The following is a 21692-nucleotide window of genomic DNA, read 5'->3' as shown; positions in this document are numbered from 1 at the left end:
AGCAGTGTGCTGAGCTCAGTTGCCATGAGTGGGGTTCAACTGGGCGGCACCGCGTTGAAGGGCGTGCGCATCGAGGACGGTCGTCTGGTGGCTTCGTCCGTCGAGCCCGAGGGACTTGTTGGCGCGGTGTTCCAGGGGACGGCCAGCGACGGCCAGTCCGTGGAGGTGGCCCTGTGTGGCGCAGACCCTACCACCAAGAACCAGCCCATGACCTGGTACCACATCGAGTTCTGGAACGCGCAGAGCGGCGCTTGGGAGAACCCGTGCGTTGCCACGACTCGGGTCCCCACGCCGCGGGCGCTCGCGGTGCCGGGAATCTGGGATGAGGCAGGCGCTCGCCACGAGGTGCCGGAGAAGTTCACCTTCGCGTGCGAGAGCGGCGTCATCGCGAAGTGCACCCAATGGGGCTATAGGCCCTGGGCGAAGAAGAACGGACGCTCGCTCGCGGACTTGCACCAGGCGTGCACGCGTATGGCGAGGGCTGACTACTGCGGCGACGGGCGCAGCCACACCCGCGAAAACAACCTCATCGATATGTACGACAGCCTCGAGGTGATCACGCGGACGACGGAGGCGTCACAAAGCTGGGCGCCAGAGCGGGCCTCCTTCGAGGCAGCCTGGGCTCCTGATGGCGCCTGGTGTCTGGCTCGCACGCGAGAGGGTCAGGCAGTGGAGAAAATCCTGGAGCAGTGTCCTGACCGCTTTGAGGTGGGCGTGGAGGACCTGGGCGGGGGTGATCGCTGCACGGTGCGACGCAAGAGCGGACACGCCGGATCAGCGCTGCTGCGCAATCGCTCGTATAGCAAGGGCGAGCAGCTCCTTCAGGAATCAACTCCCTAGGGCGTTGCGCCGCTGCTCCAGGCAGGGTGGCACGTTGAGCCTGTAGACGAGTCAGGCGGGACTGTGGACAGTCCGGACAGTTCTTCCTAAGAGTCGTCCCATGTCCTGGATGAAGGGTCGGCTCGGGTTGCTGATGCTCGTGGGGTGGGCGATTCCGGTGGCGGCGGCCCCCCAGGTTCATTCGCGCCGCCTCGACAACGGCCTGGAAGTGGTGGTGGTGGAACGCCATGCCCTGCCGCTGGTGACGGTGGAGCTCGCGGTGAGGGCTGGAGCCCAGGTGGAGAGCCCCGAGTACAACGGGCTCTCCCACTTATTCGAGCACCTGTTCGGCAGCGACGAGGACAGGCGGGCGCGACTGCGCGAGCTGGGCGTGAAGACCTCAGCCTTCACCTCTGTCGAGCTCGTCGACTTCCCCTTCAGCACGACGCCAGAGCACTTGGAGGGCGTGCTGACCTATCTGCGCGATGGGCTCGTGTCGCCGCGCCTTCACAGCGAGGCCTTGAAGCGCGAGCAGGTGGGCGTGACGAACGAGATGAACCAGATGGAGTCGATGGCGGGGCAGACGCTGTACCGTGAGGTGCATCGACGCCTCTGGTGGAAGTACCCCTCCTACAAAGACCAGCTTGGCACCCGTCAGGCGGTACTGGGGGCCACGCCCGAGCACCTGCGGACGCTCCATGCACGCTACTTCGTTCCCAACAACAGCCTGCTGGTGGTGGCGGGCGACGTGCGGGCGGCGGACGTGTTCGCACAGGTGGAGCGAGTCTTCCGTGGGTGGGCCCGCGCGCCAGACCCCTTCGAGCTGTACCCTCGGGTGGTGCACCCACCGCTGAAAGGCAGTGAGGTGGTGGTGGACCACGAGCCCGTGGGAATGGTGAAGGGAGGCTTCCATTGGCAGGGGCCCTCGGGGGAGGGACCTGGCGCGGAGCTCGCTTCGGCGGCGAGGTTGCTCGGCTATCTCACCGAGGACCCGACCTCCCACTTCCAGAAAGCACTGGTGGAGTCCGGCACCTGCGTCTCGGCGAGCCTCTCCTGGTACGAGCAGCGCAACGTGGGCCCGCTGGATCTCGACTTCGAGGCCGCTCCGGAGCGGGTGGACGAGTGCCTCCGAGCGGTGCTCGCCGAGCTGACACGGTTGAAGGACGAAGGCCTCACCGACGAGGCGCTGCGCGCGGCCGTCCGCCGGATGGAGGTAGACCAGGCCCTGGATAGGGAGCGTACACGGCTGTTCTCCCGCAGGCTTGTCTTGGGGTGGTCCGTGGCGAGCGTGGGCGCCTACCTGACCTCCCTGGAAGACGCGAGGCGGGTGCGGCGCGAAGACCTGGTCCGCCTGCTGGACACCTATGTGCTCGGCAAGCCCTTCGTCTTGGGGGTGATGCTGTCACCCGAGGTCGCGGAGCAGCGGAAGCTGGACGTGGCCCACTTCGAACGCCTTGTAGGGGTGACGCGATGAAACGCTGGCAGGTGTGCGTGACTGCGGGGTTGTTCGCCGCGTGCGCAACAACGACCCCGCTCCGTTCGACTCCGGAGCAGGCACCTCAGCTCAAGACAGAGGGAGACGTCACCGAGGCGGAGGTCGGGGGAATGCGGGTGCTCGTGAAGCGCGTTCCTGGGGCGGAGCTGGTGGCGGCGCGGCTGGACATTCGAGGAGGCGTGCGCAACTGGGGTCGCGAGGATGCGGGCATCGAGCACCTGGCGCTGGCAGTCGCTGTCTCGGGAGGCCTGGAGTCGCTGCCACGCGAGGCGCTCCACCGAAGACTGGGCGAGCTGGGGGCCAGCCTCTCCAGCAAAGCGGGACATGACGCCTCCACGCTGCAGGCCAAGTGCCTGAGGGCGAGCTGGGACGCCACGTTCACGCTGTTGACGGAGGCCTTCCTGCGCCCGGCCCTGCCGGAGGAGGAGGTGGAGAGACAGCGCGCCCAACAGCTCGCCGCGCTGTCTCGCGAGCACGAGCGCCCCGAGCTCCATGCGCGAGGGCTGGTGCAGCAGGCGCTCTTCCAGGGACAGCCCTCGGAGCACCAGCCCATGGGAACGGAGGACTCGGTGCACAAGCTCACTCGGGAGGCAGTCGTGGCGCACCTTGGCAAGCTGCGCGAGCGCCGACGATTGCTTCTGGTGGTGGTGGGTGACGTGGAGCCGGCACATGTCCTGCGTCAGGCCCGGGAGGCCTTCGGCGCACTGCCTCCTGGTGAAGCCCCGAGCCCTCTGCCGCCTCCGCCTGATGTCGTGCGAGCCTCGGTACAGGTGGAGGAGCGGAAGCTTCCGACCCAGTACATCTTGAGTGGCTTCCACATGCCTGGCTGGGGAGAGGAGGACTTCCCAGCGGCGCTGGTGGCGGTGAACATCCTCGACTCGCGGGTGTTCGACGAGGTACGGACGAAGCGGCGGCTGGCATACTCGGTGAAGGCGCTCACCGACGTGAGCGAAGCCCGAGCCTGGGGACACCTTTATGTGGCGACGGTAGACCCGGGGGCAACCATGCCCGTGATGCTCGGCGAGGCCCGGAGGCTGCGAACGGAGGCCGTGTCCCGCGAGGACCTGAAGGCCCACATCGCGGTGTTCACCACGTCCTTCCTGGTGGAAAGCGACTCGCTGGACGCGCAGGCCGAGTTGCTGTCCCGGGCGCAGCGCTTCGGCGGCGACTGGCGCCTGGCAAGAGACCTGCCGGCGCGCATGAAGGAAGTGACGGCGGAGTCGGTGCGAGCCTTCGCGGACAAGCACCTGCGCAACCTGCGCACAGTGGTGGTGGGCGACCCGGCGAAGGTGGACCCGTCCGTCCTGCAATTCCTCTCGGCTGGCGCACGTCCCTGAAGAAGCTATGTCGTCGCGGCGCGAATCATGGCCTCGAGTGCATCGAGCACGAGCCGAACCCGCTTCACGTTGCGCAGCTCACGATGAAACGCGAGGTACACCGGCACCGACGGGAGCTCGATATCCGTCTCGAGCCGCACGAGTGTCGATGAGCCGGTCACCTGCGTGCCCATCAGCGCGATGCCCTGCCCCTGTTCGGCCGCTTCCTGCAGCGCGACGCTGGAATTGCTCCTGAACACGAACCGCTTCGCGCCCTGCGCGGCCAGCCATTGCGATTGCGGCGTCTTCTCGATCGTCACATCGAAACCCAGGAAGTCATGCCGGGCCATGTCATCTCGCTTGAGCCGGCCATCGCGGAGGCGCCGCTCGACGTACGCTCGCGCGGCGTAGAACCCCAACTGAATCCGGCCGACATGGCGTTGGATGAGCACCGGAGACGTCGAGGGTGCCACGCGGATGCCGATGTCCGCCTCGCGCCGCGCGAGGTCGGCCATGCGCGTCTCCGAAATCATCTCGAAGTGCAGGGCCGGATGCGTTCGCCGCAGCGCCGAGAGCACCCGCGTCACCGGCTGGACGAAGCCCTCGGACAACGACAGCCTCACCGTGCCGGTCATCGCCGCGTCGCCCTCATCACGCTTCACGACCTGCAGCCCGAGTTCGAGCTGCTCGGCGAGATTGATCAACTCGAGTGCGTCCGGCTCGACGGAGGTGCCCGCGCTCGAGCGATGCACCAACTGCCGGCCAAGTGCTCTCTCGAGCGCCTCGATTCTCCGAGCGGCTGTCGAGGTCGACACACCGAGCGCACGGCCCGCGGCGAGAAAGCTCCGGTGGCGGTGCAGCGCGAGCAGCACCCTCAGGTCATCCCACGACGGCTGAAGCGAGGTTTCCATGGATGGAAAGCAGCTTACCAGCCATGCCCATTTCCAGAAATGCTCCGGTCGCGCATGTTGGACACATGAACGACTTCAACTTCGCGGGAAAGACGGTGGTGGTGACGGGCGGCTCCATGGGTATCGGAGAAACCTTCGCGCGGGAGCTCGACGCCCGTGGCGCGAAACTCGTGCTCGTCGCGCGCAGCAAGGACAAGCTCGAGGCGCTCGCTTCACGGCTCGGGAACGCGCAGGTGATCGCGGAAGATCTCGCGAAGCCGGGCGCCGCGCAGCGCGTGTTCAATGAAGTGACGCGGCGTGGGCTCGACGTCGACGTGTTGATCAACAACGCGGGGTTCGGTGTGCACGGGCCGTTCGCGGACATTCCCCTCGAGACACAGCGCGGTCAGATCGATCTCAACATCGGAGCGCTCGTCGAGCTCACGTACGTGTTCCTCCCGATGCTCGAGCGGCGGCGCGGCGGCATCATCCAGGTGGCCTCAATGGCGGCGTACCAGCCAACGCCGTACATGGCGGTCTACGGAGCGACCAAGGCCTTCGTGCTCTCGTTCACTGAAGCGCTGTGGGCCGAATACAAGAACCGCGGCGTGCGGGTGATGGCCCTCTCCCCCGGCGCGACGGACACGCCGTTCTTCGAACGCGCGGGCGAGGCCGCGGCCGGTGGCACCAGGAAAGCGCGCCCCGAAGGAGTCGTGCGGCTCGGGCTCGACGAGTTCCCGAAGAACCGGCCGTCCGTCATCCACGGCATCGGGAACTTCCTGGCCTCGTTCGCGTCGCGGCTCCTCCCGCGAGCCTTCGTCGTGAAGCTGATGGCACGGATCTCGGCGCCGAAGCAGCCGGCGCTGCCCGCCACCGCGCGCTGACGTGCCGCTCCTAGCTTGGGTTCGCATAGAACGTGCAGAAGTTGTTGAGCTCGTTTGATTCAGCCACGGTCCCCTGGTTGAAGCCGTTGTTATCCAGGAAAATCCCCCACAGTCGCTTGTCGACAACATTCTTCGTCACCCAGAAAAAGGTCGAGACCGACTGCCCAGCCTGGAGTGGCCCTGCGCTCCGCACGACGGAGGCCTCGTTTTTGAGCTGACCTGAAAAGAGGTCCACGCCCCAGCTCGGGCGAACCAGATACTGGAATCCGGGGGAAGGAGCAGTCCCTTTGTTGTGATAGGTCACCTCGAGCTTGTACCAGTCGATGCCGTCCCCATAATCAACCGGGTCATCCACGGGCCTGCAGGAGACGACGTCCAGGTCAGGCTGACCAGCCGCCTGGGCCTGTCCCGATGGGAGCAGGGCTCCGCCAACGATAGCCAGCGCAAACAGCGGCGGGGCAGCGAAGCTGGCGAACCAGCGACGCGGCTTGAGCTGAGCGGCAGTGTCAGCCAGTTGAGTCTTGGTGTGGTGTGCGAAGCGGCGCATCAATGTGTCTCCTGATGTGTTGACCAAGGCCAGGTGTCGTTCTGCCTACAATCCTGTAGAGCCCGCCCCGCCCTATTTGTGACGCGCGCCACCTGCACGTGGCCGCTGACGGCTCGCCGGGACTGGACAATCCACCGAGCCTCGTCGCACCGTACGGGACCGCATGAAGACCCCCGAAGTCGACGAGCCCATCACCCTGGTCGAACCCGACCCTCAATGGCCCGCGCTCTACGCCTCCGAGGCCGAGCGCGTGCGAGGCGTCCTCGGTGCCGTCGTCACGCGCATCGAGCACGTGGGCAGCACTGCGGTACCGGGGCTCGTCGGTAAACCCATCGTCGACCTCCTCGTGGGCGTGCGCTCCCTCGACGAGGGAAAGGCCGCCGCGCCTCGCCTCGTCGCGCTCGGTTACGAGGACTTCGGCGAGGTGTTCATCCCGGGCAGGCTCTACCTGCGGAGGCGGGGGCCACCCGACTTCAATGTCGCCATCGCCGAAGAAGGAGGGGCGTTCTTCACCGCTCAGCTCGCCGTCCGCGACTACCTGCGCGCGCACCCCGACGAGGTGAAGGCCTACGCTGACGAGAAGCGCAAAGCCTACGCGCACGGCGCGCGACTCTTCTCGACGTACTCGCAGCAGAAGAACGCGTTCGTCACCTCGCTCGTCGAGAGAGCGCTGGCGTGGGCGAGCGCGTCACGGGGCGCGACACCCAGCCCAGAAACCCAGACATAGCGCATCACTCCACACGGCAACCAAACCGGGCTCATGGATGCGCACGGAAGTGACCTGAGCCACTCAAGAGCGGATGATGCTCAGCCCAGCCCGCCTGCGAACGGCATCGTCCGCCAGATCTGGAGCGAAGGCGCGAGCCCCTCGGCCAGCATCGGCAGTTGTGGCACGAGCGCGTAGCTGGCGACCACCTGAAGCATTCGCGCGGCATCCATGACGCGCAGGACAGTCGAGTCGAGAGGCCGCACGCCGACTCGCGCCGCCGCCGCGTTGTAGACGGCGGCACCCTCCGGGCCGAGCAACGAGAGATCCCACTCAACCGGGCCGAGGTTCACATCCTCGAAGTCCGCGTAGCGCACTCCCGAAGTCGTGCGGATGATGTTGTACGACGGCGCGTCACCGTGGATGGGCTGGACGCTGACCTTTGGGAACGCCTTGGCGAAGCCCTCGCGCGACGAAAGCACGGGCTCAAGGACAGCCCACTCGCGTCGAGCCCGCTCGAGGTCCTCGGGAGCCAACAACCCGGGGTTCTCCTCCAGGAGCGCCAGGCATGTGGGCACGGTCGCGGCGACGGGTGAGAGGAACGGGAGCTCGCCCGGGTAGTCACGCAGCGCCGCGTGCAGGTCAGCCGCGAGTGCCGCTTCGGCGACGAAGTCCGGCTGGCGCGAGGTGTCGACGTCCACGAGCTCCCAGAACGTCATCGAGAAGCCGTCCCGCTGCACGGGCTCACGGGGGACCAGGGGACTCGGGCGCACGACGGGCAGCCCACGGTCGGCCAGCCATGAGACCGCAGCCAATTCGCGCGCCTGACGCGCGATCTGCGGCGCTCCGTCGAGCCAGGGCGGCAGCGCCACGGGAACCCGGACCACCACCGGTGATGGCGCAAGGTGCACGACGACGGAGAACACATCATGCAAGACCTTCGGCTCGGCCACGTCGAGTCCGAGCGCCCGGCCCGCGCTCGTCGCTGCGGCAATGGCACGCGCCGTACGGGCCTTGAGGTCAGCGGGGGTCAAATGTGCAATGGGCATCCCAGAATCCTATCCCGCGCCCAGCCCTGCTCACTCCTCGATTTCCTAAATCGTCAAGGTTCTTCCTCCTCGACTTCCAGCTTCCTGGGAATCGTGCGTCCCAAACGTGACGAAGCGACGCCCTGAAGGGAGAAGCGGATGTTGGACTGGTTCAGGAAGACGTCCGACACGGGGCACGCGTGGCCGCATCCCATTGCACGCCCGCCCTTCCCTCTACCGCGAAAATGAGAACGTTTCGACCCGGGCGGCCTCTCTCGCCTCCTAAGGCATGTGCTCATAAGACAACACGTCCACTACCATGAGGCGGTAAATTTCCCATGACGAAAAAGTAAATGCCTGTCGATTCACTCTCTCCTCGAGCATGAGAATCGACTTTGTTTGTCGGTCAACACGCCCCAATGAAAACGTTTTCATTGCCAAGTCTTTCTTGCTTCAAGTATCTTCCTGTTTAGAAGCGTTTTCCCATTCTCGGGAGTTATTGAAATTTTCAAGCCGGAGGGAACGTATGCAACAAAGGCAACCAAGGACCTGCTTGCTGACGCGGGCTCCCCTAGCGGTTCTGCTCCTGGGACTCTGGGGAGGAGTCGCGGCCGCGCAAGTGCATGTGGACAACCCGTTTGAAGGCGCAACCGCCTACGTCAACCCCGACTATGCGGCGTTGATTGACACCTCGATTGCCAAGACGACCGACAGCACCCTGGCCGCGAGGATGCGCACGGTCAAAAAGTATCCGACCGCGGTCTGGCTCGACCGCATCGCGGCGATTCACGGCGGCAGCGCGAACGGCGGCCGCAAGAGCCTGCGTGATCACCTTGATCTGGTGCTGGCGCAGAAGAAGCCTGGCCAGCCCATCACCGCGACCTTTGTCATCTATGACATGCCGGGCCGTGACTGTGCGGCGCTGGCGTCTAACGGTGAGCTGCCACTGACCGAGGCGGGTCTTCAGCGTTACAAGACGGAATACATCGATGCCATCGCGGCCGTCTTCGCCGATCCGAAGTACAAGGACATCCGGATCATCACGGCCATCGAGCCGGACGGCCTGCCGAACCTGGTGAGCAACCTGAGCGATCCGGAGTGCGCCCAGGCCAACTCCAGCGGCATCTACGTGGCGGCTGCGCAGTACGCCCTGAACAAGCTGCACGCCATCCCCAATGTCTACACCTACCTGGACATCGCCCACTCGGGCTGGCTGGGCTGGGACGACAACCGGCAGAAGACCATCGAGCTCTACACCCGCGTGGTGCGCGGGACGACGGCCGGGCTGGCCAGCGTGGATGGCTTCGTGACCAACATCTCCAACTACACGCCCCTCGCGGAGCCGCACCTGGTGGACCCGAACGTGACCGTCGGCGGGCAGCAGCTCAAGTCGGCGAAGTTCTACGAGTGGAATCCCCACTTCGACGAGAGCGACTTCACGGCGGCGCTCTACACGGGCTTCACGTCCGCGGGCTGGCCGGCCAGCATCGGCTTCCTCATTGACACCTCCCGTAATGGCTGGGGCGGACCCAACCGGCCGACGGGTGCGATCGGCGGTACGGTCGACGCGTACGCCGACTCCGGCCGCGTGGACCGGCGGGGCCACCGCGGTCTCTGGTGCAACCACAGCGGCGCCGGTATGGGACAACCGCCCCAGGCAACTCCGGCTGGCTATACCGCCTCGCACCTGGATGCCTTCGTCTGGATCAAGCCGCCGGGCGAGTCGGACGGCGCGAGCAAGCAGATTCCGAACGACGAGGGCAAGGGCGCGGACCCGATGTGCAACCCGGACTACATGACGAAGTTCAACATGAAGACCGGGGCCCTTCCGGACGCCCCGCTGTCCGGTCACTGGTTCCATGACCAGTTCGTGATGCTGGTGTCGAATGCGTATCCGGCCGTCCCGCTGACCACCGGTGACAATGACCCGCCCTTTGCGCCGACGGGCCTGACGGCCACCCCGGGCAACCAGCAGGTGACGCTCAGCTGGAGCGCGGCGCTCGGTGCGACGAGCTATACCGTCAAGCGGGGCACGGCCAGCAGCGGACCGTTTGCGACGGTGGCCACCGTGGCCGGTACGACCTACACCAACACCGGGCTGACCAATGGGGCGACCTATTACTTCGTGGTCAGCGCGTCCAACAGCAACGGCGAGAGCGCCAACAGCAGCGCGGTCTCGGCAAGTCCTGGTGAGCAGGTCCTGGCCGCCCCCACGCGCCTGCTCGCAACGGCGACCAGCTCCAGCCAGATCAGCCTGAGCTGGACAGGCTCCGCGGGCGCCACCGGCTACAACATCTACCGCTCCACCTCGCCGAGCGTGGCGGTGACCGCGGCGAACCGCGTGGGGACCAGCACCACCACCAGCTTCAGTGACACGGGCCTGACGCCCAACACGGCCTACTACTACAAGGTGACGGCCTTCAACGCCGCCCTCGAGTCCGCCGCGTCGAACGAAGTCTCCGCCACGACGCAGAACGTCAGCGCCGGCGCGCTCTCCGTCCTCTACCGCGACGGGGACAACAACTCCCCGAGCAACAACCAGATGAGGCCCCACCTTCGGGTGAAGAACGGCGGCACCACGTCGGTCAACCTGACGGAGCTCAAGGTCCGGTATTACTTCTCACTGGAGGGCTCGGCCACCCTTCAAGCCGTCTGTGATTGGGCTGTCCAGGGCTGCAGCAATATGAGCTTCCAGTTCGCGCAGCTGGCCTCTCCGCGGCCGGGCGCCACCCACTACCTGGAGATCAGCTTCGCCAGCGGCACGCTGGCGGCAGGCCAGGACACGGGAGACATCCAGCTCCGCGTGAACACGTCGAACTGGGCGAACTTCAACGAGGCAGATGACTACTCGTTCAAGGACGGCCAGACGGCTTACGGAGAGAACTCCCGAATCACCGTCTACCGGAACGGCACGCTGGCCGGAGGCGTCGAGCCGTAACAGTTTCGACTCAAAGCCCCCGGCCGGAATACGGCTGGGGGCTTCCTCCTTGGGCGACGTCTCCCTCCGCCATAAAGAGCCCAGCGGGACGTCACCTCCCTTCGCTATGCTGTGCGATGGGGATGGGCCTGTCCCACATGAGGGGGAGTCGTCGTGAACCAAGGAAGTTGGATGAACCGCAGGAGGAAGGTGCACACTGCCGTGCGCAGCAGCGTCGGCGGCGTGCTGGCCGCGCTGGTAACGGGACTGAGCGTCACCGCGTGCGTTCCGGCCACCATCCTGGCGTATCCCAAGCGCACTTACGAGCCGGGGACCTTCGGTGCGCATGTCAATGAGCACTTCCGCACCCATGTCATCGGCTGAAACCTGATTCCGCCGGTGGATGTGAGGAGCTGGCGCAAGAACTTCGAGGAGCTGGACCTGATTCCAGGCTCCTTCAGCTCGCAATATGGCAGCATCCTGCAGACGCCGGTCCATGAGTACAAGGTGGCAGGCAACACGCTGTGGCTGTATCCCTTCTCCGCGGAGGAGGTGCCCACGACGCCCACGACCTACGTGACGACCTGGGAGGCCAGGCTCTTCTTCCAGAAGGGCAACAACCCCGTCGACCATGCGACGAGCCGGGAGAACCAACAGTCACTCTCCAACGTGGAGCTCAAGTGCCCGGAGGGACTCCGGCGGGTGATGTCCAAGCTCATCCACGAGCCCACCCAGCAGGCCTACACGCTCAACCTCTCCACTGTGGATGACCTGCCCATGCCCGTGGCGGACATGAAACAGGCGGTGCAGTGCACGCTCACCGGGGTCCTGACGGTACCGATCATGAGTGCGTCGAAGAGCCCCGGGTATCCAACCGCCGAGCTCCCGCTCAACATCACCCTGCTCGCACCGCCGGCGCCCCAGCCACAGCCGACCGCCCTCCCCGCCCCGGTGCTGTGACACCCCGTCAACCGCGCCTCCCCGTGGGGCACCAGAAGTACGTGGTGCCCACGGCTCCCGCCACGGTGAGCTGCTGGAAGCCCAGGCGCTCATAGAAACGCAGGGCCCGGGTGTTGTTGTTGCCCGTGCCCAGATGCAGCGAGGGTGCGCCCGCGGCCGCCACCGCCGCCAGGAAGGTCTCCACGAGACGCCGGCCGTACCCGGCCCCCTGCACATGGGGGAGCAGATCGACATGCAGGTGTGCCGGGTGGGGGGCCAGCTCGGGCGCGAGCATCCACTCGGGATGGTGCAGCGTGGCGATGAGCCGCTCGTCCGCGGTGCGGGCCGGCTCGACCGGGTGGGGGTAACGGCCCGCCACGCGAGGCAGCCACCGGGCACGCCAGGCCTCCACGAAGGCCGGCGTGTTGGCGGTGCCAAGCACATACCCGACCGCGCGTCCGCCCTCATCCACCACGAACGCCAGGTGCGGCTCGAGCGCGAGGTAGGGGCCGGCGTAGACGTCGGGCAGCAGCGCGTCGCTCTGGTAATGGCCCCGAGCATCCTGACCGGCCGCACCCGTGCGCACGCAGATGTCATACACAGCGTCCCAGTCATCCGGGTGGTAGGGGCGAATCTGGAGGGAGGGGCTCATGTCCGCCGAGCCTAGAGGGGGGCCTCTCTCCCGTGAAGCACGAGCGACTCTCGCGGAGACGTTTTGGCTGTTCTACAGTGAACGCTGCTCCACCGCGTGTGGGGCCTTCTTCCAAGACAAGGAAGTCCCGTGTCTCTGCCGCGTCTCTCCGCGATCCTTCCTCTTGTATTGGCGTTGCTCGCTGGCTGTGACAGCGCGCCGTCCATCTCCGTGTCCACCACCGGCGCGATGCGACTGGCCATCTCCACGCCCCTGGCCTCGCCGAGCGACGTCTCACGCGTCACCGTGACCGTCTCCGCCTCCGACATGAACTCGCTGTCCACCGAGTTGGTGCTCACCGACGGCGTCTGGGGCGGCGTCATGGGAGACATTCCCGCCGGGGCGCACCGCACCTTCGTCGCCCAGGCCTTCACCGCCTCCAACACCTTGCGCTACGAGGGACGTGCCGAGGACGTCACCGTCACCGCGGGAACCACGGGACTGATCTCCCTGACACTTCAGGATGTCTCCGGCCCTCCGCCGCTCACCAACGAGGCGCCCATTGTCGACTCGCTGGTGGCCACCCCCACCACGGTGGCTCCGGGCGGCAGCATCACCCTCACGGTCAGCGCCCATGACCCGAACCCGGGCGACACCGTGAGCTTCGAGTGGACGGCCCCCTCGGGCAGCTTCTCCGCCCCCACCCAGGCGAGCACCACCTGGACGGCGCCCGCCACCCAAGGGCCGGTGACCCTGTCGCTGAAGGTGAGCGACTCGCACGGGGCGAGCCTCTCGGTGAGCCTCACGGTGACGGTGTCCGCGGGCAGCGGGGCCGAGGAGGTGAAGGTCGGCTTCAACACCGCCCCCAGGGTGGTGGGACTCACCTCCTCCCAGTCCTGGCTGGACGTGGGGCAGCAGACGGCGCTGTCCGTGTCGGCCACGGATGTGGACGGGGACACCCTGAGCTACCAGTGGAGCGCCACGTGCGCGGGCAGCTTCACGGGGGCGAGCGCGGCGAGCGCCACCTTCACGCCCTCGGCCCTGCCCACTGCGGCCTGCAACAACTGCCAGCTGAGCGTGACGGTGAAGGATGGTCGGGGCGGACAGAACACGGGCAGCGTGGCGCTGTGCGTCGCCAAGGACTCCCGGCGGGCACCGCCTATGGTGACGCGCTCCTATCAGTCGAGCCTGACGGCCAGCGCCAGTCAGCAGCTCACCTTCGAGGTGGAGGCGAGCGATCCGGCGGGCTCCGCGCTCACCTTCGCCTGGACGGCCAACGTGGGCACGCTGGGCACGGCCACGTCGGGCGCCACCAGCAGCCGCATCACCTGGACGGCCCCCGCGTGCCTCACTTCGGGCACCACGCCGAGCCTCACCGCCACCGTCACCAACGCCTTCGGCTTGACGGTCACCCGGAGCTTCACGGTGACGGGACCGCCGACGTGTGCCATCGCGGGCTGGACCTCGACGGGCTCCCTGCTCAAGTCACGCTTCTTTCATACGGCGACGCTGCTGCCCAATGGCAAGGTGCTCGCCGCGGGGGGATACGACCAGAACGGCACCCTCGGCTCGGCGGAGCTGTACGACCCGGCCACGGGCACCTGGAGCGCCACCGGCTCCATGACGGTCGTGAAGGGCCCGCCCATGGCGACGCTGTTGTCCACGGGCAAGGTGCTCATCATGGCCACCAACTCCCAACAGACGGAGCTGTACGACCCGGCCACGGGCACCTGGAAGACCACGGGCTCCTACACCACCCCGCGTCAGGGGCAGACGATGACGCTGCTGCCCAATGGCAAGGTGCTCGTCGCGGGCGGGTACTTCTATGGCAGCCTGGCGACAGCGGAGGTGTATGACCCGACCAAGGACACCTGGAGTGCTACGAGCTCCATGTCCACACCGCGCTTCTACCCTACGGCGACCTTGCTGCCCAATGGCAAGGTGCTCGTCGCGGGCGGCAGCAGTGGCACCGGCAGCAGCACCATCCTGGCGACGGCGGAGCTGTACGATCCGGCCACGGGCACCTGGAGCCCCACGGGCTCCATGAGCACCCCGCGCGACCGGCATACGGCGACGCTGCTGCCCAATGGCAAGGTGCTCGTCGCGAGCGGGTACACCAACAGCGGCAGCGGTGGCACCGTGGCGACGGCGGAGCTGTACGACCCGGCCACGGGCACCTGGAGCGCCACCGGCTCCCTGGCTGCCTCGCGCTACCTGCATTCGGCGACGCTGCTACCCAATGGCAAGGTGCTCATCTCGGATGGAGTCGGCACCAGCAACGCCCCCGTCACGACGCCGGAGCTGTATGACCCGGCCACGGGCACCTGGAGCACGACCCTTCGCATGTCTGCACCGCGTGAGCGCCCCACGGTGACGTTGCTCTCCCATGGCAAGGTCCTCGTGTCAGGGGGAAGCACCAGCTCCGTCGCCGTAGCGACGGCAGAGCTGTACACCCCAGGCAACTGAAGCGCCCACCGGCGCCAGGTCTACACGCACGTACAACCCAAGCAGGGCGGCCTCAGGCGCAGACACCTGTCCGCCGCACCTGCTTGTCGATTTCGTGCGACACCCAAAAGCCTCGCTGTGTCTACGGGCAATCGTTCATGACGAACGAGAGCACTCAAGGACACAGCTCGATGAACTCCAGTTCCAGGAACCTGTTCTTCCTCCTTTGTATGGCGGGTGCCACCGCGTGCGGGCCCGAGTCCGCGGCCCCCCAGGACGGAGAGAACCAGGCGCTCGGCCACAGCCAGCAGTCGCTGAGCGCGCCGGTGCAGGATCCGCAGCAGTGCAACCTGCAAGAAGGCCGTTACGTCGTGGCGGCGAAGCCCACCACGCACGCCAACGTCTACGACGTCTTCTTCTTCAATGACACGTTCTACAGTCCCTCCGCGGGCTGCAAGAGCATGCTCTTCGTGTGGACCGAGGGCACCAACCCGGTGCCTCCCACCCCGCCGAATCAATCCGAGTTTGGCATCCGCCTGTTCGAAGGCTGGTTCGGCCCGAATGCTCAGGGGCAGCGGCGCTTCGCGGTGAAGGCGGTCTGGCGGACGCAGTACCGGGTGTCCGTGTTCCCGACCAACCTTCACGCTCGCATCTACAACCCCGGTGATGTCTCCGACATGGGCGGCACGTTCAACGTCATGGACCCGTTCACCGGTTCCAGCCACATCTCATGGGAATACATCACCGTGCCGGGACAGGAATACGGCTCGATCTTCCTCACCCCCTATTCGAGCAACAGCGTCGTGCAGTCGCTCTACCTGGAGTCGGGCACGAGCCGGCTCACGGGGAGTGAGCAGGTGCGCAACTACGACGGGACCTGCCCGACGGGCTACACCTGCGCCCCGCTGCCGCCGAACTGGTAACGAGCGCCACCCCAGGGAGAGCCGGGCCGGCAACGAAGCCGCTGGCTCGGCTCTCCACGTCAGCGGTCTTCTTACCAGCCGCTGTTTCCCGCGCCGCGGATGATTGTGTACTTGTTGTTGGGATTGCTGAGCCCACCCAGGGCCGCGCCCGTCACGGTGATGGAGCTGAAGTTGCCCGTCCCAAGCACATTGTAGAACTCCAGCCCATACGAGCCCGCGCCCTTGATGGTGATGTTGCTGAGGGTCACCGGGCCAATGGCGTAGCTGTTGTTGGCAGGGGGCGGGGTGGGCGCGTCCGGGCCATTCCCAAAGGCGAGCTTGATGCCCGAGTAGGTGCTGTCGTTGATCTCCAGCCCGTCAGCGAGGATGTGCCCCGAGATTTCCTGGGTCGCAGCCTGGATGAACAGGGCCCCGGTGGGCATGAACCAGTCTGGGGTGTACCCACTGGTCCGATTCAGGGTCACGCGCCTGACCTCCGTGGTTCCCGTGAAGGGCAAGTCCGAGAACCAGTTGGAGATAAAGACACCTGCGGAGGCTCCGTAGACCGTGTCCGATGCCACGCTGTCCCAGACCTTGTTGTCCTTGCCATTGTAGATGGCAAAGGTGTTGGCGAGCGTGGGAAGCTGCGCGGAGTCATAGCGGAACGTGCAGTTCTCGTTGGGAGTGCCACTGGACCACATGGCGAAGGCGTCATCGCCCGTGTTGCGGGCGTGGAAGTGGCTGACCATCGTGTTCTTGACGCCGCCATAGATGTTGATGCCATCCGCGTAGGTATTGCGGATGCGGCCATCAACGGCGTACAGCCCATCCGTTCCGGGTGACAGCCACAAGCCAACCTTCGCGTGCTCCATCCAGACGTTCTGGATGAGCGAGCCCGTGCCGAAGTTGCCTTCGAACACCGCGTGGTCTTCCGAGTCCTTGCGCTCGACGGAGTCGTTGAAGAACGCCAGGTCGAGCACCTTGACGTTGCTCCCCACGCCGAAGAAGCCGCCCTTGCCATTGACGCCCTGGAGCCGCGTATACCAAGGGCCCGCGCCACGCAGCTGGATGTTGGCCAGGTCCACGCGGTCCGACATCCTGAAGACGCCCGGTGGAATCCAGACGCCCTTGCCGGTGGACCTTGCGTTGTTGATGGCGTTGCGAATCGCCTGGGTGTCGTCTCCTGCGTCGTCCGCGATGGCTCCGAAGTCGACGATGCTCACGAAGTTCGCGGGCCGGGGCAGGGCCACGTCCACCTGCTCGAGGTCGATCAGATCAACCGTGTAGTAGGGCGAGGTGTCTCCGCTGTCCTTCTGCAGCTTGACGGTGGCCCCCGCCGGAATCGCCGGCACCAGGAACCGGCTCTCATCGTAGAAGCGATGCGGACTTCCACCCGCCGAGCTGTCGAAGAAGGGGTACTTCCCGTACACCCAGGCGTGCCGGGAGGACAGGCGCAGCGTCTGGGTCTTCGTTCCGTTGACGTACAGGCTCAGCGTCGCGCTCGTCCCGCCTCCGGCCGGCGCGTCCGGCATGCTGTAACGGATGACAAGCGAGTTGGCCGCCTGGGGCGCAGTCCATTGCACGTAGTGGCCCGTTGCCGTGAGCTTGACGGCCCGGCGACCCGAGGACTCGGCCTCCACCGTCAGGTAGGTGCGTTTGTCGGTCAGCACCTGGGCGTTGGTCGTGCCCGCTTCGGCTTCCAGCTCCTGGTAGGGCAGCGTAGCCCCCCGAGCCGCCAAGGCCTTGCCGTTCACGACGGTGAGGGCGTCGATGTTGACGCCTCCGGTGTTCCCGTCGTCATACTGATAGGTGATGGTATTGAGCCCTCGCCGCAGGTTCAGGGTCTCCGTCTTCCCCGACCAGGAGCCGCCGGTAGGGGCCAGGGTCGTGGTCAAGGCAAACAGGCCATTGACGTAGACGTTCAGGGTCTTGCTCGTCCCCGAGCTATTGGAGTAGCGCAGACCCACGCTCGAGGCCGTCGCGGAGTCCATGTTGACCGTGAAGATGACCCTCGCGCCGGGGGCGGAGAAGTTCCGCAGGTAGACGCCCTCCTTGGCCACGCCTCCGGAGAAGAACTGCTCCTCCGCCTCATAGACAAAGCCCTCCCCATCAGGCGGGGGAGGAGGGGTAACTTGTGCGCTCAGGGTAACGCTGTCCAGGTTGACGTTGCCCGAGTCGGTCGTATCGAACTTGTAGCGCAGGGTATGGGTGCCAGCGCTCAGGCTGAGCGTGTCGGTCCTCGTGCCCCAGCTGTCCCAGTTGGCGGTCGCCCCCAGGGAGAGCTGCGTCACCTTGATGCCATCGACGTAGAGGCTCAGCGTCTGCGTGCTCCCCGTGCCATTGGCATAGCGCAACGCCACATCATAGTTCCCTGTGGTGGACGCGGTGACAGTGAACTGGGCGGCGGCATGGCCCTTGTTCCCGTCCGTGAAGCCCGCCACGAAGCCCGTGCCGGAATAGCCGGTGTGGTCGGTCGCGATGACGGCGCCGCCCGACAGCGCCGCGGACTCCGCTTCATAGCTCAACCCGGCGGCCTGCTGCTCCGAGGCCAGTCCCGCCTCGATGCGCTGCTCCTCCGGAACTCCGCATCCCACACCCGCGCTCAACCATGACATCACGACAAGCCGACCGCCCCAGGTCCTCCACACGTTCTTCATCGCTGTACCCATTGAAACTCCTCTCAATTCTCGTGGCTGGGCTTCAATCCCTGGCGGACTGGCCATTCGCGATGACCGTCAAGCCGAACAGAGCGCGGAGAGATTATTTTCAGGGTCGACACTAGAATCCACAGAAAACTGTTTTCTCGGCACTTACTAATAAATGCTTGAGAACACTGGTGCATCCCTCATACGAGCGCTTCACCTTGACTCGAGCTGGGCGCGGAATCGGTCGGTGAAGAGGTAGGCGTCGCCGGGCCAGCGCGCGGAGACCTAGGCCCCGTCCTGCACCACGAAGGCGGGCGGTGGTCCGTCGCGGTGCCCCGCGCGGTGTACGCGCGGGGCCCGCGCTCGAAATGGCCGGGCTCCGCCAGCGCTTCGCGGACCTCGTCTTCCACGTAGGCGGCAATGACGAAGCGGCACGTCAGAGGAACCGCGCGCGCAGCTCTGGCGTGGGCATGCGGCACGCCTCTGCCTTGCCGAACCATCGGTAGCGGTTGCGCGCGATGAAGCGGTAGACGGCGTCGCGAAGAGGCGGGGGGATCACAACGAAGGCGTAGAACAGCTTCCATGCGCCGGGCAGCTTCCGGGCTACTCGCAAGGCCGCGCTGGAGCGCTCATACACGCGCCCGCCCTCCACGAGGATGAAGCTCTGGGGATCTGCCTCCGGCACTCGGCCGAGGGGGGCGAGCAGCGCCGCGGCCTGGGTGGACTGGAGCGCCGCGAAGCGGAAGCGCGCCGAGGGGTCTCGGTCGATGATGAAGTTCACGACCCCATTACAGAGATTGCAGACGCCATCGAAGAGCACCACCGCGGTGTCCTGTCCCGTTCCCCGCTTCGCCTCGCTCATGAGCCACCTCCAACCAGGGCACTCGTAACAGGCTGGGGCGAGGGCTGCCAGCAGGTGAATCCCGAATGAAGCCAGAGCAGGAGACCCTCCGGGTTCGTTCTTCCGCCACTTGTCCGACTGTCGGACAGGTTGGCGAAAAGTGCGGCCGGAGGTGAGCTGGGAGGAGGCCGTGGCTGGCGCACGTGGAACGAATGCGCTGGCTTAGACGCTCCCCTCCCCTACCCCACTCCGCTGCGGCTTCGGGTGCGCTCCCGCGTGAGCCGGTTGCCCCGTGGCTCCACTCTTGTCTGGCGCCGTCGCCGGCGATTTCCCTCTCCGCCGTCGCCGCCTCCTCTTCAACGGAGCACCCCCAGGCTGTCCTCCGAGTTCCCGCAGCACCCGTGCGCGAACACCGCTCTCCAGCCGCAGCTCCTGCATGAGCGCGTGCACCTGCTGTGCACCATGCGGATGGCGCAGCGCCTCACTGAGTCGCTCGACGATGTCGATCCGCAATGCCACGGGGCCGAGCACCTCATATCCAAAAGCTCGCGCATCCCGGCCGCCCAGCTCCGCGACATGGAGCACCGGGTCTCGCGGAACGCCCTTGGGTGACGGACTCTGCAGGAACAGCGCCGTCAGCATGCAGCGCCGTTCCAGCGCATGCGGTGCGAGCGCCTCGGCGACGTACAGGAAGCGCTGTCCCTCGCGGACGCCCAGCGACCTCAAGCGCTCTCGAGCCTCATCGTCCAGCAGCCGCCACTGCTCGCGCGCCTCACTTCGGGAAATCACTCCCAGCCCCTCAGCCAGACGGTAGGCAAGGCCACGCAGCGCCGCGGAGCGATCCCCTCCGGAAAGGGCCTCGGCTGGAAAGCCCCCCATGGCCTCGGTGACGAGATCCCTCGCCAGCGCCACCAACCGGCGCTCCAGCCGCTGCCGCGCGCCTCCCGTCCAGACCTCCGGCTCCGCGAGCGCCAGCTGCGGTGAGCGACGGCCATTCCCGCGAACCAGACGGGCCAGCGGCTGCCCTTCGAACGAGATGCTTCCTGCCGCGTCCACCACGAAGGCTTCATGCGTCGCGTCGACTACTCGCTGGACGAACTGCTCCTCTGTCATCGCAGCGCCGTCAGCCCCCGGCACCTCTCCCAGCAGGAGCCCCAACCTGGCAAAGGGGCTGTCCGACCTGGTCGCCGGCTGCGCAGAGGCTCTCACGAAACGGCGTGCACTCCTCCGTGCGGCCCGCTGCACGAAGCGCTCCACGAGCCGCTCATGGAGGGCGTCGCCCAACGCGTCCTCAATGCGACGGGTGCGCTCCTGCCAGTGCTCGGCATCATGCAGCCAGCTCGACCGATGACTGATGTAGGTCCAGATGCGGATGGCAGCCAACCGGTCCATCAGGGTGTGGATGTCTCCAGAGACATCATCGAGCGGCGACACCTGCTTGGACAGCCAGCTCTGTTCCAGCTTCCCGTCACCCTCGGAGAGCTGAAGGAAGGTCTCACGCAACAGCGCGACGTGCTGACCGAAGAGTCCTTTGCGAAAATCCGGAATCTGGCAGACCTGCCACAGCAACTCGACGCTGGCCCGGTCGGTGGCGACCTCTCGAATGGCTGGGACGTGCGAAAGCTCCTTGAGCGCATCGAAGTCGTCCGCGCGCTCGACCCGGATAAAGGCACTGTGGCGCGGCGCTCGCGACAACGAATCCAGCAGGGCCTCTGGGCTCGAGAAATCGAGCGCTTCATTGCGCCAGATGAGGCTGCGTACCGAGGGGAACCGATGTGCCTCGATGGCCGAGACCACCCGCGGAGGCAGCTCGGGCAGCGTGTTCAGGGTTCCGAAGCTCCCGTCATTCAAGTGGCGCCCCGCGCGGCCTGCAATCTGCGCCAGCTCGTCCGGGAAGAGGTCGCGCTGCTCAGCGCCGTCGTACTTGGAGAGCGCCGCGAAGGCCACGTGGTTGAGGTCGAGGTTCAACCCCATCCCAATGGCATCGGTGGCCACGAGGTACTGGACCTCTCCGGCCTGGTACATCGCCACCTGTGCGTTCCGCGTCCTGGGGGAGAGCGCGCCCAGCACCACGGCCACTCCGCCCCGGAGGCGGCGCAGCGCTTCGGCGAGCTCGTACACGCGGTCCGCGGAGAACGCGACCACCGCCGAGCGCGGAGGAAGGCTCTTCAGGGAGCGGCGTCCGGAATAGCGAAGCTGAGACAGGCGGGTGGCGCGCTTCACCGAAGCCTGGGGGATGAGCGCCTGGACCATGGGCCGCATCGTGTCCGCGCCGAGGAACCAGGTCTCCCGGCGTCCCCGCGCATGGAGCAGTCGATCGGTGAAGACGTGCCCACGTTCGCGGTGAGCGGCGAGCTGGATTTCATCCACAGCGAGGAAGTCGACCGGTCGATCGGTCGGCATCGCCTCGACCGTACAAATCCAGTAGTCGGGTCGTGGCGGGAGGCGCTTCTCTTCCCCCGTCATCAAGGCGACCCGCCCCTCGCCCACTCGAGCAGTCACCCGGTCGTACACTTCGCGAGCGAGCAGGCGAAGCGGCAGCCCCATCATGCCCGTGTCGTGCTCGAGCATGCGTTCGATGGCGCGGTGGGTCTTTCCCGTATTCGTAGGCCCCAGCTCCGCCACGACGACGGACGACCGGCTGGATGGGCTGGAGTTCATTGGCGAAGTTTAACCTCAAGAAAGGC

The 21692-nt window shown here is 66.3% G+C and carries 17 protein-coding genes; 10 read left to right on the top strand and 7 right to left on the bottom strand.

Annotation, left to right across the window (positions count from 1 at the left end; translation table 11 throughout):
• Nucleotides 1-24 precede the first annotated feature (24 nt).
• The 3 genes from F0U60_RS02665 (at nt 25) to F0U60_RS02655 (ending at nt 3651) form a co-directional block, all read left to right on the top strand.
• Complete coding sequence (locus F0U60_RS02665; RefSeq protein ID WP_395813599.1) at nt 25-840, top strand: ADYC domain-containing protein; 816 nt, start codon at nt 25-27, stop codon at nt 838-840.
• A gap of 100 nt (nt 841-940) precedes the next feature.
• Nucleotides 941-2293: a M16 family metallopeptidase gene (locus F0U60_RS02660; protein ID WP_395813597.1), complete on the top strand. Its 1353-nt coding sequence runs from the start codon at nt 941-943 to the stop codon at nt 2291-2293.
• Nucleotides 2290-3651 carry a M16 family metallopeptidase gene (locus tag F0U60_RS02655; protein ID WP_395813595.1) on the top strand — a complete coding sequence of 454 codons (1362 nt, stop codon included), beginning with the start codon at nt 2290-2292 and terminating at the stop codon, nt 3649-3651. Before F0U60_RS02660 ends, F0U60_RS02655 begins: the two co-directional genes overlap by 4 nt.
• 5 nt (nt 3652-3656) lie before the next feature.
• Here the strand turns inward: F0U60_RS02655 and F0U60_RS02650 are convergent, their stop codons facing one another.
• Complete coding sequence (locus F0U60_RS02650) at nt 3657-4541, bottom strand: LysR family transcriptional regulator (RefSeq protein WP_395813593.1); 885 nt, start codon at nt 4539-4541, stop codon at nt 3657-3659.
• A gap of 65 nt (nt 4542-4606) precedes the next feature.
• Between F0U60_RS02650 and F0U60_RS02645 the strand changes: the two genes are divergently transcribed.
• Entirely contained in the window at nt 4607-5404 is a 798-nt protein-coding gene (locus F0U60_RS02645; protein WP_395813591.1) for an SDR family NAD(P)-dependent oxidoreductase, read from the top strand.
• Between the two features lie 10 nt (nt 5405-5414).
• On the opposite strand, the gene F0U60_RS02640 is transcribed toward F0U60_RS02645, so the two are convergent.
• Nucleotides 5415-5951: a hypothetical protein gene (locus F0U60_RS02640; RefSeq protein ID WP_395813589.1), complete on the bottom strand. Its 537-nt coding sequence runs from the start codon at nt 5949-5951 to the stop codon at nt 5415-5417.
• A gap of 163 nt (nt 5952-6114) precedes the next feature.
• On the opposite strand from F0U60_RS02640, the gene F0U60_RS02635 reads away from it, so the two are divergent.
• Nucleotides 6115-6678, top strand: coding sequence for a GrpB family protein (locus tag F0U60_RS02635; protein ID WP_395813587.1), 564 nt, complete (start codon nt 6115-6117; stop codon nt 6676-6678).
• A gap of 80 nt (nt 6679-6758) precedes the next feature.
• Here the strand turns inward: F0U60_RS02635 and F0U60_RS02630 are convergent, their stop codons facing one another.
• Nucleotides 6759-7706, bottom strand: a complete 948-nt coding sequence (locus F0U60_RS02630) for a phosphotransferase (RefSeq protein WP_395813585.1) — start codon at nt 7704-7706, stop codon at nt 6759-6761.
• 598 nt (nt 7707-8304) lie between these two features.
• Between F0U60_RS02630 and F0U60_RS02625 the strand changes: the two genes are divergently transcribed.
• The 3 genes from F0U60_RS02625 (at nt 8305) to F0U60_RS02615 (ending at nt 11562) form a co-directional block, all read left to right on the top strand.
• Nucleotides 8305-10623: a glycoside hydrolase family 6 protein gene (locus tag F0U60_RS02625; protein ID WP_395813583.1), complete on the top strand. Its 2319-nt coding sequence runs from the start codon at nt 8305-8307 to the stop codon at nt 10621-10623.
• 153 nt (nt 10624-10776) lie between these two features.
• Complete coding sequence (locus F0U60_RS02620) at nt 10777-10986, top strand: hypothetical protein (protein ID WP_395813581.1); 210 nt, start codon at nt 10777-10779, stop codon at nt 10984-10986.
• A gap of 15 nt (nt 10987-11001) precedes the next feature.
• Nucleotides 11002-11562, top strand: coding sequence for a hypothetical protein (locus F0U60_RS02615; protein WP_395813579.1), 561 nt, complete (start codon nt 11002-11004; stop codon nt 11560-11562).
• A gap of 7 nt (nt 11563-11569) precedes the next feature.
• Here the strand turns inward: F0U60_RS02615 and F0U60_RS02610 are convergent, their stop codons facing one another.
• Nucleotides 11570-12193, bottom strand: coding sequence for a GNAT family N-acetyltransferase (locus F0U60_RS02610; RefSeq protein ID WP_395813577.1), 624 nt, complete (start codon nt 12191-12193; stop codon nt 11570-11572).
• Nucleotides 12194-12322: 129 nt separating this feature from the next.
• Between F0U60_RS02610 and F0U60_RS02605 the strand changes: the two genes are divergently transcribed.
• Together F0U60_RS02605 and F0U60_RS02600 are read left to right on the top strand one after the other, a co-directional pair.
• A complete protein-coding gene (locus F0U60_RS02605) occupies nt 12323-14638 on the top strand; it encodes a kelch repeat-containing protein (protein ID WP_395813575.1) in 2316 nt (771 codons plus the stop codon).
• A gap of 170 nt (nt 14639-14808) precedes the next feature.
• Nucleotides 14809-15540: a hypothetical protein gene (locus F0U60_RS02600; RefSeq protein ID WP_395813573.1), complete on the top strand. Its 732-nt coding sequence runs from the start codon at nt 14809-14811 to the stop codon at nt 15538-15540.
• Nucleotides 15541-15611: 71 nt separating this feature from the next.
• Here F0U60_RS02600 and F0U60_RS02595 read toward each other — a convergent pair whose 3' ends face one another.
• The 3 genes from F0U60_RS02595 to F0U60_RS02585 form a co-directional block, all read right to left on the bottom strand.
• Nucleotides 15612-18188 (bottom strand): glycosyl hydrolase family 28-related protein, encoded by a 2577-nt coding sequence (locus F0U60_RS02595; RefSeq protein WP_395813571.1) that lies wholly within the window; start codon nt 18186-18188, stop codon nt 15612-15614.
• 412 nt (nt 18189-18600) lie between these two features.
• Entirely contained in the window at nt 18601-19026 is a 426-nt protein-coding gene (locus tag F0U60_RS02590) for a thiol-disulfide oxidoreductase DCC family protein (protein WP_395813569.1), read from the bottom strand.
• 201 nt (nt 19027-19227) lie between these two features.
• The gene (locus F0U60_RS02585; RefSeq protein WP_395813567.1) at nt 19228-21666 is read right to left on the bottom strand and encodes a helicase-related protein; all 2439 of its coding nucleotides are present in this window, start codon (nt 21664-21666) and stop codon (nt 19228-19230) included.
• Between the last annotated feature and the right edge of the window lie 26 nt (nt 21667-21692).

This window comes from Archangium minus (assembly GCF_044360475.1).
Lineage (GTDB): Bacteria > Myxococcota > Myxococcia > Myxococcales > Myxococcaceae > Archangium > Archangium minus.
The sequence above is the reverse complement of the archived record's forward strand: the minus strand, read 5'-3'. Positions and strand labels throughout refer to the sequence as shown.

Coding starts and splice junctions, on each gene's coding strand:
- F0U60_RS02630 (WP_395813585.1), bottom strand. CDS start 7,706: ATGCCCATTGCACATTTGACCCCCGCTGACCTCAAGGCCCGTACGGCG.
- F0U60_RS02665 (WP_395813599.1), top strand. CDS start 25: ATGAGTGGGGTTCAACTGGGCGGCACCGCGTTGAAGGGCGTGCGCATC.
- F0U60_RS02655 (WP_395813595.1), top strand. CDS start 2,290: ATGAAACGCTGGCAGGTGTGCGTGACTGCGGGGTTGTTCGCCGCGTGC.
- F0U60_RS02590 (WP_395813569.1), bottom strand. CDS start 19,026: ATGAGCGAGGCGAAGCGGGGAACGGGACAGGACACCGCGGTGGTGCTC.
- F0U60_RS02585 (WP_395813567.1), bottom strand. CDS start 21,666: ATGAACTCCAGCCCATCCAGCCGGTCGTCCGTCGTCGTGGCGGAGCTG.
- F0U60_RS02650 (WP_395813593.1), bottom strand. CDS start 4,541: ATGGAAACCTCGCTTCAGCCGTCGTGGGATGACCTGAGGGTGCTGCTC.
- F0U60_RS02635 (WP_395813587.1), top strand. CDS start 6,115: ATGAAGACCCCCGAAGTCGACGAGCCCATCACCCTGGTCGAACCCGAC.
- F0U60_RS02645 (WP_395813591.1), top strand. CDS start 4,607: ATGAACGACTTCAACTTCGCGGGAAAGACGGTGGTGGTGACGGGCGGC.
- F0U60_RS02610 (WP_395813577.1), bottom strand. CDS start 12,193: ATGAGCCCCTCCCTCCAGATTCGCCCCTACCACCCGGATGACTGGGAC.
- F0U60_RS02600 (WP_395813573.1), top strand. CDS start 14,809: ATGAACTCCAGTTCCAGGAACCTGTTCTTCCTCCTTTGTATGGCGGGT.
- F0U60_RS02595 (WP_395813571.1), bottom strand. CDS start 18,188: ATGGGTACAGCGATGAAGAACGTGTGGAGGACCTGGGGCGGTCGGCTT.
- F0U60_RS02640 (WP_395813589.1), bottom strand. CDS start 5,951: ATGCGCCGCTTCGCACACCACACCAAGACTCAACTGGCTGACACTGCC.
- F0U60_RS02660 (WP_395813597.1), top strand. CDS start 941: ATGTCCTGGATGAAGGGTCGGCTCGGGTTGCTGATGCTCGTGGGGTGG.